The organism is Rathayibacter sp. AY1C4, from assembly GCF_002932195.1.
In the GTDB taxonomy this organism is placed as follows: domain Bacteria; phylum Actinomycetota; class Actinomycetes; order Actinomycetales; family Microbacteriaceae; genus Rathayibacter.
This window is the reverse complement of record NZ_PSWE01000001.1, coordinates 1-12,408: the sequence shown is the minus strand read 5'-3', so window position 1 is coordinate 12,408 and position 12,408 is coordinate 1. Positions and strand designations below refer to the sequence as shown.

The following is a 12,408-nucleotide window of genomic DNA, read 5'->3' as shown; positions in this document are numbered from 1 at the left end:
AAGCGCGCCCGTCACTCCTGCGTGCCCGTCACTCCTGCGCGGCCGCCGCGAGGGCGCGGTCGAGCCAGTCCGCGAGCAGCAGGCGCTCCGCGGGGGTGAGACCGGCGAGCTCCGGTGCGAGGGCCCGGACGCCGACGAGGGCGGTGAGCCGCCCGCCGTCGCCGGGGGAGGGCGGGTCGGTGAGGATCCCCGCGAGCACGCTGTCGAGCGCGGCGTCGGCGAGACCGGGGTCGCGGTCGGCGGCGGGGGTGGAGAGCAGGGTGGTGACCACGCCGGTGCCCGCCGCCTGGATGAGGCCGACGGCGCGCTCCTCCGGCACTCGGAGGCGGCCCTCGGCGGCCACGCGCTGCACGCGGGCGGCGAGGACCCGCCGCCCGGAGAGGGCGGCCGGTGATCCGGAGGCGCGGCCCGGATCGCTGAGGAGGCGGAAGAGCGCGGGGTTGGCGAGGCCGAACTCCACCTGCGCGGCCCAGCCCGCGCGCAGGTCCTCGACCGGGTCGACGCCCCCGGCGACGGCCGCCTCGACCGTCCGCGCCTTGGAGTCGACCCAGGTGGCCAGCACGTGCTCCGCGACCGCCTCGAGCAGGCCGTCCTTGTCGCCGAAGAGGCGGTAGATCGCCGGGGCCTGCAGCCCGGCCGCCTGGGCGACCGCTCGCGTGGTGACGGCGGCGTGGCCCTCGTCGCGGAGGAGGCCGGCGGCCGCCTCGACGATGCGCAGGCGCGTGTCGGTCGGAGGAGTGGAGCTGGTCACGTATCGACGGTAGCGCACGGTTGCTATCAAGGGAATTCCGTGGTTATCTTCGTCGTGGTATCGCTGATACCCCTCATCGGAAGGCTCTCCCCATGATCATCGTGACCGGTGCCACCGGCGCTCTGAACGGCGCCACCGTCGACCACCTCCTCGACTCCGTCCCCGCCTCCGGGATCGCCGTCGTCGCCCGCGACGCCTCGAAGGCCGCCCGCTTCGCGGAGCGCGGAGTGGAGGTGCGCGTCGGCGACTACGCCGACCCCGCCTCCCTCCCGGCCGCCTTCGACGGAGCGGATCAGCTGCTCCTCGTCTCCTCGAGCGATCCGCGGGCCGACGCCGTCGCCCTGCACCGCACCGCCGTCGAGGCGGCCGTCGCGGCCGGAGTCGGACGGGTCCTCTACACGAGCCACCAGGGAGCCGCCGCCGACACCCCCTTCGGCCCGGGCCGTGACCACGCGGCGACCGAGCGCCTGCTCGCCGAGTCCGGGCTCGCCTGGACGTCGCTCCGCAACGGCTTCTACGCGCACAGCCTGGGCCTCTTCCTCGGACCGTGGCGGGAGACCGGAGTGATCGAGGTCCCCTCGGACGGTCGCGTCTCGTGGACGGCCCGCGAGGACGAGTCGGAGGCGGCCGCCCGGCTCCTCCTCTCGGGGAGCCCGCACGACGGGCCGATCACGCTGACCGCGACGGAGGCTCCGACGTTCGAGGAGATCGCCGGGATCGCGGCCGAGGTCGGCGGGCGGCCCGTCGAGCTGCGCGTCCTCGGCGACGACGAGTGGGTCGCCGCGCGCGTCGCGGCGGGTCGGCCCGAGTTCCTCGTGCGCTTCACCCTCGGGATGCACCGGGCGGCCGAGCACGGCTTCTTCGCGGGCACCGGCCCCGAGCTCGGGCGCCTCCTCGGTCGCGAGCCGCGCAGCGTCCGCGACCTGCTCGAAGCCGGACCGGCAGCCGTCACCGGATGACGCCGGGCGGGCCGTCCCGGGTCCGCCCGCGTACCGAGGCGCCGCGCCGTCCGTCGAAGCGTCGCCGAGGGGGCGGCGTCTCGGCGTCAGGGCGGTTTCCCGGCTCCCCCCGCACGACGACGGGAGCCCGCCGCACCGGTGAGGTGCGACGGGCTCCCGGGGAGTGCCGTGCGTCAGCCGCAGCTGCGCGCGCTGTACGGCGCGGTGGCCGTGGCCGTGACGGTCTTGCCGCCGACCGTGGCCGTGCCGGTGACCGTCGCCTCGCCCGCGGCGAGCTGCGTCGAGCGCACCGTGAACGCGGCGGAGCCGGAGGCGCCCGGCTTCACGCCGGCGATCGTCTTCACGCCCTCCGGGGTGCTGATCGAGACGTCCATCGGCACCGTGTCGCCGTTCCTGCCGACGACCGTCAGCACGACCTTGCCGGCGACGCAGCGCGACGTGGCGGTCGCGCTCACCTTCAGCGAGGACTGCACGGTGACCGTGACCTGCACCGGCATGCGCGACGCGTCCTGCGCGACGCCCGAGACCGTGAAGGTCCCGGCCGTGGCGTAGGCGGCGGGAGCGACGGCGTCCCAGGCCACGTCGACCGTGCTGGTGGTGCCGGCGGCGGTCGTGATCGTGGCGCGGGGCAGGACCGGCGCGGTGCCGGCCGCGGTCGTCGCGGTCAGCGGAGCGACCGAGGCGACGGCCAGGCCGGGGGCGTAGCCCTCGAGCACCTTCTGGTACTCGGAGCGCGTCACCGGGATGACCGTGCCGTGGCGCGGCTTGCCGCCGTCGGCGTTCTGCGGCAGGCCCGTGCGGAGCTTCGCTCCGAGCGGCTGCCAGGAGTCGCCGTTCGCGAGGTCGTCGGTGCCGAACGGGATGTAGTGGTTCGGCCCGTCGTGGTAGTTCGGCTGGTCGATGAAGAGGAACCAGTCGAGGCCGTTCACGTCGCCCTCGTTGGCGGGGAAGACGTTGGGGCCCTCACCGCTGGTGAAGGTCTTGCCGGGCTCGCCGTTGGGCAGGCCCGAGGCCACCTTCTCCTTGACCAGCGACCACTCGTCCGCCGGTCCGCCGGTGCCGGGCAGCGAGCCCGAGACGGTGGCCAGCAGGTCGGTGCTCTTCTCCTCGCGGAGGGTCATCGACGCCTCGTCCTTGGTGAAGCGGTAGTAGGTGTCGCCGTCCTTCGCGACCGTCGAGTCGATGGTGCCCTTGCCGGCGCCGCGCTTGACGTCGATCCACGGCTTCGCCTCCGAGAAGGAGGTGAAGTCCTCGGTCGTCGCGTACATCATCTGGTTGTAGGTGACGGAGGCGCGATCGGCCGTGTTCGTGGTCGGGTACATGTTCGAGGCCCAGAAGACGACGTAGGTCTGGAGCTCGTCGTCCCAGTACGCCTCGGGGGCCCAGGTGTTGCCGGCGAAGTCGGTGGAGACCTTGACGTGGCGCTGGGCGGACCAGTTCACCAGGTCGGTCGACTCCCAGACCTCGATGTACTTCGAGCCCGACTTCTGCGCGGTGTCGAAGCCGCCGGGGAGCCCGTCGATCTTCAGGTCGGTGGCGAGCATGAAGAACTTGTCGCCCTCGTGCGAGCGGATGATGAACGGGTCGCGCAGGCCCATCGTCCCCAGGTTCGAGGTGAAGACCGGCTTGCCGCCGTTCAGCGTGTTCCAGCTCAGCGCGTCGTTGCCCTTCGAGGCGGCGAGGCTGATGCGCTCGGCGCCGTCGCCCTCTCCGGTGAAGAACGCCCAGACGTACGCCTCGGTGTCGTCGGTGCCGGCGGGGAGCGGCTGCACCCGGAGGGTGAAGTCGCGGGTCCGGGTGGTGGATCCGCTGGTCGCGGTCGCGCGGACGACCACGTCGATCGCGGGGCTCCCGGTCGCGGGGCGGTCGACGTCGATGGTGCGGGTGCCGGCGGCGCTGCCGTCGCGGACGGTCGCTCCGCTCGGGCTGACGACGCTCCAGGCGATGCTCGAGCCGAGCGTGCCGGTGGTGGGCACCGAGACGTTCGTCCGGATGTCGCCGACGTTCGGGATGGCGATCGCGGCGAGGTCGCGCTGGACCTTCGTCGCGTCGTCCAGCTGCGCGGCGACGCGCACCGCGTAGTCGACCGAGCGGGTCTCGGTGCCGACCCTGTAGGTGGCGGTGAGGGTGGCGGTGGCGTCCGGCTGCCCCGCGGCGGGGCGCGTGACGGTCGCGGTGCCGCCGGTGATGGCCACGGCCGCGCTGTTCGACGTCCAGGTGATGCCGACGCCGCTGGCGGTGGTGGGCACCGTGAAGCCGGCGGTCGCCTCCGTGGGCACCGTGACCGACGCGACGGCGCGGTCGAGGGCCTGCGAGGAGTAGAGCGCCTGCACGGAGCTGCTGCTGAGGGCGCTGTCGTAGACGGCGAAGTCGTCCATCTCGCCGTTCCAGCCCGGGTCGTTGTAGGTCGAGCGCGCGATGTACGCGACGAGCGACGGGCCGAACGAGGAGACGTCGCGGGCGATCGTGCTCTGCGAGATCTGCGCGCCGTTGACGTACACGGTGAGCTTGCCGGTCGAGCCGTCGATGACGGTCGTGTAGAGCGAGAGGCCCGAGGGGGTGCGCGCGCCGACGGTCGGGGTGCCCGTCGCTCCGGCTCCGACCTCGGTGTTGTAGGGAGCGCCCGCGTTGACCGAGTTGGTGACGACCGACTTGGTGTAGCCGGAGAGGTTGCTCGGGTTGAGCAGCCAGTAGCCGGAGGAGAACGAGGCGCCGGAGGCGACGGGCGCTCCGACGAACGCGGCGGCGACGTTGCCGGTCCCGCCCTTGTGGGCGAGCCAGGTCGAGAAGGTCAGGTCCTTCTTGCCGACGAGGCCGGCGGTGGGGATCTCGAGGTAGGGGGCGGCCGCGGCGGATCCGCCGGGGAGGCTGATGAGCCCGTTGCGGAACTGGGCCCCGGAGCCGCGCAGCGTCGCGCTGTAGCCGTTGCCGCTGGTGTCGGCGACCGTGGTGCCGGTGGGGGCGGTGTCGAACGTGTAGTGGAGGAGCGGGGTCTCGGTGGCTCCGAAGGCGGAGCTGGGGACCGTGGCGCCGAGCAGCGCCGTGGCGGCGACGGTCGCGACCGCCAGAGCGGTCCTCACCGCCGATCGTGATCGTCTCATGCAGATAGGCCCTCGTGATCGGGTGCGGCGTCGAGGCACGATCCGCAGGGCCGCGGAGGTGTGCGTCTTCGCACGGGATGTGAAAGTGAACATCCTAGATCGCGGTACCGGATCCTGACCAGACCCCGGGAGAGGTCTGCGGGCTCGCGCAGAACGCCGGCCGGACGCGCGGTTCCTCGCCTCTCGACCGAGGGGCACTGCTCTCCGCCGACGTTCTGCCGGAGCCGGCCGGGTGGCACGATGTCCGCATGGCCTCCGACCGCCCCGTCCTGCTCGTCGTCGACGTCGCCGACGGCGGCCGCGAGGATCCCGAGTTCGAGATCGAGCTGCAGCTGCTGACCGCGAGCGTCGTCTCGGCCGCCACCGCCGCGGGCTTCGTGGTCGACCGCGTCCCTGCCGAGCAGGCCGGCGCCGCCGAGCTCGAGCGCCGGCTCGCCGCCGCCGACGCCGTCGTGGTCACCGGAGGGGAGGACGTCGACCCGTCCCTCTACGGCGGCCGGTCCGACGACCCGCACCGAGGCCAGTCCTTCCCCGCGGCCGACCGCGCGCAGATCGCGCTCGTCCGCCGTGCCGTCGAGACGCGGACCCCGCTGGTCGGGATCTGCCGCGGGATGCAGCTGGTCAACGTCGCCCTCGGCGGCGACCTCGTGCAGCACCTGCCCGGCGCCGGTCACGTGGGCCGGTCGGTCCCCGGCGAGCACCTGTCCGGGATGGTCGACCACCGCGTGGCGCTCGAGCCGGGCAGCGCCCTCGCTCGCATCCTCGGCGCCGCCGAGCTCGACGTCCGCAGCTCCCACCACCAGGCCGTCGACCGTCCCGGCGAGGGCCTCGTCGTGGTCGGCCGCGCCGACGACGGCACCGTCGAGGCCCTCGAGCACGAGTCCGCGCCGCTCTGGTGCGTGCAGTGGCACCCGGAGGACGCGGGCTCGCGAGGCACCGTGCTCACGGACCTGCTCGAGGCGGCGCTCGCCGCGACCGCTACTTGATCGACCCGCGCATCACTCCGCTGACCACCCAGCGCTGCGCGAAGAGGTACACGATCAGCAGCGGCGCCATCGCCATCAGGTAGGACGCGAAGGCGACGGTGTAGTTCGTGTTGAACTGCCCCTGGAAGACGTACTCGGCCAGCGGCAGGGTGCGGGCGGACGGGTCCGAGAGCACCACGAGCGGCAGGATGAAGTCGTTCCACGCCCACACGCAGGTCAGGATCCCGACGGTCGCGTTCATCGGGCCGAGCAGCGGGAAGATCACCTGCCAGTAGGTCCGCCAGGTCGAGGCGCCGTCGGTGCGCGCCGCCTCCTCGAGCTCGATGGGGATCGAGCGGATGAAGGCCGTGTAGATGAACGTGTTGATCGAGAGCCCGAACACGGCGTAGAGCAGGATCAGCCCGGCCTGGTTGTCCAGGCCCAGCAGGGCCGTCTCCTTCACCACCGGCAGCATGATGATCGGGAACGGCACGAAGACCGCGGCGAGCAGGTAGAAGTAGACGCCCTTGAAGAACGGCCTGTGCATGTTCCGGGCGACCGCGTAGGCGACCATCGAGTTCGAGAACAGCGTCAGCACGACGGCTCCGACCGTGATCAGCGCGGTGTTCACGAAGGCCTGCGGGAAGCGGGTCGCCGTCCACGCCTCGGCGAAGTTGCCCCACGAGATCGAGGTCGGCAGCTCGAACCCGGTTCCGCCGAGCTGGTCGGGCGTCTTCAGCGCGGTCACGACGGCGAAGTAGAGCGGCAGGAGGATCGTCAGCGAGCAGACCGCGATGAGCGCGGTCGCCCACCAGTTGATCCGGTAGGTGTCGCGGGAGGGCCGGCGCCGCCCCTCGGGCTCGCCGAGGGCGATCGCGGTCGTGGGGGTGATGGTCGATGTCATCAGAACGACGCCTCTCTGCGGCTGAGGACTCGGAACTGGATCAGCGAGACCACGATGATGATGAGGAAGTAGAGGACGGCGTTGGCCGTCTGATAGGCGTACTCGCCGCCCTGGAAGCCGCCGCGGTAGATCAGCAGCGTGATCGACTCCGTCGAGGTGCCGGGACCGCCGTTGGTGAGGGCGATGATGTGGTCGAACACCTGGAGGAAGTTCTTCATCGAGATGACCATGTTGATCGTGAAGAAGGAGGCGATCAGCGGGAACGTGATCGAGGTGAACTGCCGCCACCTCCCCGCTCCGTCGAGCGAGGTCGCCTCGTAGAGCTCGCCCGGGATCGTCTGGAGTCCGGCGAGGTAGATGATGATCGAGAAGGCCGAGGCCTGCCAGACCGCCAGCACCACGATCGCCACCCACGCCCAGTCGGCGTTCGCGAGGATGTTCTCGCCGATCACCGGGATCGCGCCGAGGATCTGCGGCAGCGAGTTCGCGAAGAGGTACTGGAACACGTAGCCGATGACCAGGGTCGAGAGCACGTAGGGGATGAAGTAGATCCCGCGGAACGCCGTCTGGAACTTGATCCGCGCGTTGAGGGCGACGGCGATGGCGAGCGAGATCACGTTCACCAGCACGGTCGCCACGATCGCGAAGCCGAAGGTGAACCCGTAGGCCTTCCAGACGCGGTCGTCCTGGAGGAGCGCGAGGTAGTTCGAGGCGCCGATCAGGTCCCAGGAGCCGTAGCCCGCGTAGTCCGTGAAGCTGAAGAAGATTCCGGTGAGGACCGGGACCGTGTGGAGCACGAAGAAGAGCAGGACGGCGGGGACCGTCATCCAGTAGAAGGTCTTCGAGGTGCGGCCGATGGTGCGCTTGCGGCGCGCGGGCGGCGGAGGAGTGGTCGCCACCGCCTGCGCGGCGGCCGTCGTGGTCGTGGTCATGGGGTCACTTCCTGGTCGTGCGTGCCGCGACTTTGCGCCACTCACTGTCGAGGGTCCGGAGCGCCGCGTCGGCGTCCCCGCTGGCGAGGAACGCCTGGAGCGTGGGGTTGAGCGGGATGCTCGCGGGGATCTGGTGGTCGACGAAGCCGATCAGCCGTCCCTGCTCGAAGTAGGGCTGCAGCTCGGCCAGCGTGGGGTCCGAGTTGGGTGCGGCGCCGACCAGCGGCGAGAAGGCGGCCTGGCTCGCGACGTACGGCTCGACGACTCCGGGGGTCAGCAGGAAGTCGACGAAGCGGCGGGCCGCGTCGAGCTTCGGAGTGCCGCGGCCGATGGCGACGGCCACGTCGACGCCCGAGGTGACCTGCGTGTCCGCCGGGTCGTCGAGCACCGGGTAGGGGAAGACGCCGAGGTCGATGTCCGGGTTGTTCGTGCGCACCGGGTTGATCGCCCAGATGCCCTGCGGGTACATGGCCGCCTCGCCCGCGGCGAAGGCCTGGTTGCCGTCGTCGTAGCCGCGGCCGAACGAGCCCTCCTGCGTGTACGAGAAGAGCTGCCCGAGCCGCTCCATCGTCGTCGCGTAGTCCTTCGTGAACGAGACGGGGGAGTCGGGGCCGAGCGCCGCTCCCTCCTCGCGCATCGCGTCGAAGAAGCCGTCCGGCTGCAGCTGCCCGCCGAGCGCGTTGAAGGCGGGGGCGCCGGTCCAGTTGTCGAGCAGGGCGCCGTAGAAGGGAGTGATCCCGGCGGCGGTGAGCGTCTCGCAGACGGCGATCAGCTCGTCCCAGGTGGTCGGCACCTCGATCCCGTTCTCGGCGAAGATCGTGCGGTTGTAGAGGATCCCGTCCGCGTTGTTCGCGAAGGCGAGCGCGTTCACCTCCTTCCCCTCGAAGCTGCCGAGGGCGTCGAGGATGTCGAGGGCCGCCGGGTTCACCCGCTCGACCAGCTCGTCGCCGGTGAAGTCGTGGAACACGCCGGCCTTCGCGAGGTCGGCGTAGTAGCCGCTGCCGTTCAGGGTCAGCACGTCCGGCACCTTGTCCTTGACGAGCAGGGTGCGGATGGCCGTGTCGGGGTCGGGCACGTTGTTGGCGATGACCCGGATGTCCGGGTTGGCCGCCTCGAACTCGCGGATGATCCGCGCGAAGTCCTCCACCGCCTCCGCCTTGAACTGGAAGAAGTCGAGCGTGGTCACTCCGTCGCCGGCGCCGGAGGAGGCGCAGGAGGCGAGGGCGGCGGCGGACGCCGCGGCGAGCGGCACCGAGAGGAACAGCCGCCGGGAGAACCCGGGGGGATGCGGATGAGCGGACATGCGGCGCCTCCTTGCGCGTGGGGACAGGTCTCAGGGCGCGCTCGACCGCGGAGGGCGGTGCGAGAGCAGGTGCGGCGGCCGTGGAGCGGGTCGGCTCCGGAGCCGGGAGGGCGGGTCAGAGGGCGGTGAGCACGAGCACGACGAGCTGCTCCGGATCGAGGACGGGGGCCTGGAGCCCGACGGTGCCCAGCACGCGGCCGCGGAGCGCGGTCCCGTGCTCGGCCCAGCCGAGCGGCGACTGCCCGGGGCCGCCGAGCGGCGACGTGACCGGGGCGAGCGCCACGGAGTAGGTGCGCTCCGGATCCAGGCCCGGGAGCGTGATCCGGCCGGGCGGGTAGGTCTCGCCGGTGCGCAGCTGGGCGAAGGTGAAGAGGGCGGCGGAGCGGTCGGCGGCGACGACTCCGGAGAGCGAGGCGGCGTCGTCGGCGAGGTCGGCGCGCACGACCGTCCCGGTGTGCAGCAGCGCCCGGTGCTCGCGGTGGAAGGCGACCCAGGCGGTCAGCTCCTCCTCGACGGCGGGGGCGAGATCCGAGACGTCCCACTCGATGCCGAGGTGGCCGGGCAGCGCGGTGCCGGCGCGGAAGGCGAGCGAGTGGGTGCGCTGCGTCGAGTGCGACCGCGGCCCTCCGATGTGCTGCCCCATCAGCTCGGGCGGCACCACCAGCTGGGTGAAGGGCTGGATGGTCTGCCGCTCGAGCGGGTCGATGCAGTCGCTCGTCCAGATGCGGTCGGTGCGGGCGAGGATCCCGAGGTCGACGCGGGCGCCCCCGGAGGCGCACGACTCGATCTCGACGCCGGGATGCCGGGAGCGCAGCTCGTCGAGCAGGCGGTAGAGCGCGAGCACGTTCTCGTGGACGGCGGAGCGGCCGGTGGCGGGCGAGACCGCCTCGATCACGTCGCGGTTGTGGTCCCACTTGAGGTACGCGATCGGGTACTCGGTCAGCAGCGCGTCGAGGGCGCCGAGCACGTGCTCGAACGCGCCGCGCTGCGAGAGGTCGAGGACCTGCTGCTGCCGCCCCGAGGCCGGGAGATGGCCGGCCGGGCCGAGGATCCACTCCGGGTGCGCGCGGGCCAGGTCGGAGTCGGGGCTGATCATCTCGGGCTCCACCCAGAGGCCGAACTGCATGCCCAGGCCGGTGACGACGTCCGTCAGCGGGGTGAGGCCCTCCGGCCAGACCGCGGGATCGACGGTCCAGTCGCCGAGCGCGGCGGTGTCGTCGCGGCGGCCGAGGAACCAGCCGTCGTCGAGCACGAAGCGCTCGACCCCGATCCGCGCGGCCCGCTCGGCGAGGGCGGTGAGGCGAGCGAGGTCGTGGTCGAAGTAGACGGCCTCCCAGGTGTTGAGGGTGACGGGCCGCGGAGCGACGGGGTGCTGCGGGCGGGCGCGGAGCGACGCGTGGAACCGGGCCTGCAGAGCGCTGAGCCCGTCGCCCCAGGAGCCGTAGGCGACCGGGGTCTCGTAGCTCTCGCCCTGCGCGAGCTCGATCTCGGCGGGCCGCAGCAGCTCGCCGGCCGCGAGGAGCGAGACGCCCTCGACGGTGCGCTCGGCGCGGAGCGAGCTGTCGCCGCTCCAGCCGAGGTGGACGCCGTGCACGAGCCCGCGCTCCCAGCCGAAGCCGGGCGTGCCCGCGGCGAGGAGGAGGGTCGCGTCGGCGCCGGGGCGGCCGCGGCGGGTGCGGCGGGTGTGCTCGCCGATGGTCAGCGGGCGGCGCTGGGGGTGGCGCTCGCGGAGGTGGTGCCCGGTGGTGTCGAGGATCTCGCGCGCGGTCGCGGGGAGCGGGAAGCCGAGCTCGAAGCGCTCGAGGCGGAACGGGCGGGCGTCGAGGTTCTCGACCCGGGCGCGCTGGGTGAGCAGGCCGGCCGCATCGACCTCGAGGTCCACCGTCAGCCGGACGCCCGCGCCGGTGGCGACGGTCCGGAGGGCGGAGCCGAGCGCCTCGATGCTCTCGACCTCGAACCGCTCCGACGCGGCCGCGCGCTCGTGGGTGCCCTCGAAGGTGGGGGCGTGCTGCCAGCCGTCGGCCTCGACGGCGACGAGGCCGAACGGCGCGAAGGCGTCGAGTCCGCCCGAGACGCGCTGGGGGAGGGCGGCGTCTGCCAGGGCGGATAGTTCGGCGGCGGAAAGATCTCCGAGCGCGGCGCCCCAGTGCACGATAGTGGGGAAGGTGACGAGGCGGGCGTCGACGACGACGCTGGTGCCCCCGTCCTGCAAGTGGAAGAGGCGCGATTCCCGGCCGGAGAGGGTCACGGAGTCGTTCGTGGGGGCGATGCTGCGGTGCATGGCTTATTTCTAGAGCAGAAGTAATAGGGGTGTCAAGAGCGGCGCGAGTGGCCGGATCTGTTCCTGGGGCGGCGCGCTACCGGTAGCTTTCTACCAGGCCGGAAAGAAGGAGCCCCGTGACCGACACCATCGTCGCCGAGGACGCCTCCGGGAGCTCCTCCGAGCTCCTGGCGCGCGAGGTCCTGATCCACGGTCCCGTCTCGCGGGCCGAGCTCGGCCGCCGCCTCGGCCTCTCGCCCGCCAGCCTGACCCGGCTCGCGCGCCCGTTCCTCGACGGCGGCCTGGTCGTCGAGGGCCCCGAGCAGAGCACCGGAGTCGGCCGCCCCGCCCGGCCGCTCGACATCCGCGCCGACGCGCTGAGCTTCGCGGGCGTGAAGATCACCGGCACCGAGGTCCTCGCCGTCCGCACCGACCTACGCGCGCGCACCGAGCGGGAGCTGGTCCGCCCGCTGCCGGGCACGGAGCCCGCCGACGTGATCGCCGCGATCGTCTCGGTCGTCGACGAGCTCGGCGGCCCCTCCGCCTTCGCCGGTCTGGGCGTGACGCTCGGCGGGAGCATCGCCGCCGACGGCCGGGTGAGCCGCGCGCCGTTCCTCGGCTGGCGCGACGTCGACCTCGCCGCTCCGCTCTCCGCTGCCCTCGGGCTGCCGGTCGCCCTCGAGAACGACGTGGTCGCGCTCACGGGAGCCGAGCACTGGTTCGGGCGAGGCCGCGGCATCCCGCACTTCGCGGTGCTCACCGTCGGCGCGGGCGTGGGCTACGGACTGGTGGTGCACGACCGGGTGGTCGCGCCCCCGGAGGCGGGGCTCGGCCTGGGCGGCCACTACCCGCTGGATCCCACCGGGCCCGTCTGCGAGGCCGGCCACCGCGGCTGCTCGACCGCGATGCTCAGCCTGCCCTCGCTCCTCCGCCAGCTCTTCGTCGCCACCGGCCGCGAGCTGACCCTGGCCGAGGGCTTCGCCGCCGCTCGCGCGGGCGACCCCGGTGCCGAGCGCATCCTCGCCGACTCCGGCAACGCGCTCGGGACGATGATCGCCGCGATCGGCAACCTCTCGATGTCCGGCACGGTGATCCTGGCCGGGGAGGGCGTCGCCCTCTACTCGGAGCAGGCCGCGGTGGTGGACGCCGCGATCGCGGCCACGCGCGACCCGGACGCTCCGCCCCTGGCGCTGCTCGTCGACGACGGCGGGCTCGTGGAGTGGGCGCGCGGCG

9 protein-coding genes are annotated in these 12,408 nt (G+C 72.7%); 3 read left to right on the top strand and 6 right to left on the bottom strand.

Annotated elements, in window-relative coordinates; genetic code table 11:
• Nucleotides 1-28: 28 nt before the first annotated feature.
• Entirely contained in the window at nt 29-751 is a 723-nt protein-coding gene (locus C5C99_RS00045) for a TetR/AcrR family transcriptional regulator (protein WP_219813585.1), read from the bottom strand.
• A 92-nt stretch (nt 752-843) separates the two neighbouring features.
• Between C5C99_RS00045 and C5C99_RS00040 the strand changes: the two genes are divergently transcribed.
• Complete coding sequence (locus C5C99_RS00040) at nt 844-1,710, top strand: NAD(P)H-binding protein (RefSeq protein ID WP_104339381.1); 867 nt, start codon at nt 844-846, stop codon at nt 1,708-1,710.
• A 173-nt stretch (nt 1,711-1,883) separates the two neighbouring features.
• Here the strand turns inward: C5C99_RS00040 and C5C99_RS00035 are convergent, their stop codons facing one another.
• On the bottom strand, nt 1,884-4,790 hold the full coding sequence (locus tag C5C99_RS00035; protein WP_181074507.1) for an immunoglobulin-like domain-containing protein: 2,907 nt from the start codon (nt 4,788-4,790) through the stop codon (nt 1,884-1,886).
• A 269-nt stretch (nt 4,791-5,059) separates the two neighbouring features.
• Here C5C99_RS00035 and C5C99_RS00030 point away from each other — a divergent pair, with 269 nt between their 5' ends.
• Nucleotides 5,060-5,797 carry a gamma-glutamyl-gamma-aminobutyrate hydrolase family protein gene (locus C5C99_RS00030; RefSeq protein WP_104260516.1) on the top strand — a complete coding sequence of 246 codons (738 nt, stop codon included), beginning with the start codon at nt 5,060-5,062 and terminating at the stop codon, nt 5,795-5,797.
• On the opposite strand, the gene C5C99_RS00025 is transcribed toward C5C99_RS00030, so the two are convergent.
• The 4 genes from C5C99_RS00025 to C5C99_RS00010 all read right to left on the bottom strand — a co-directional run bounded on the left by C5C99_RS00025 (nt 5,790) and on the right by C5C99_RS00010 (nt 11,196).
• Complete coding sequence (locus tag C5C99_RS00025) at nt 5,790-6,680, bottom strand: carbohydrate ABC transporter permease (protein WP_347877594.1); 891 nt, start codon at nt 6,678-6,680, stop codon at nt 5,790-5,792. The two genes, C5C99_RS00030 and C5C99_RS00025, sit on opposite strands and share 8 nt — an antisense overlap.
• Nucleotides 6,680-7,612, bottom strand: coding sequence for a carbohydrate ABC transporter permease (locus C5C99_RS00020; RefSeq protein WP_104225874.1), 933 nt, complete (start codon nt 7,610-7,612; stop codon nt 6,680-6,682). Before C5C99_RS00020 ends, C5C99_RS00025 begins: the two co-directional genes overlap by 1 nt.
• Before the next feature lie 4 nt (nt 7,613-7,616).
• The gene (locus C5C99_RS00015; protein ID WP_104339379.1) at nt 7,617-8,915 is read right to left on the bottom strand and encodes an ABC transporter substrate-binding protein; all 1,299 of its coding nucleotides are present in this window, start codon (nt 8,913-8,915) and stop codon (nt 7,617-7,619) included.
• A gap of 115 nt (nt 8,916-9,030) precedes the next feature.
• Complete coding sequence (locus tag C5C99_RS00010; protein WP_104339378.1) at nt 9,031-11,196, bottom strand: alpha-galactosidase; 2,166 nt, start codon at nt 11,194-11,196, stop codon at nt 9,031-9,033.
• Between the two features lie 116 nt (nt 11,197-11,312).
• Here C5C99_RS00010 and C5C99_RS00005 point away from each other — a divergent pair.
• Nucleotides 11,313-12,408: ROK family transcriptional regulator (locus tag C5C99_RS00005; protein ID WP_104339377.1), on the top strand; the 1,096-nt coding region annotated here is incomplete at its 3' end.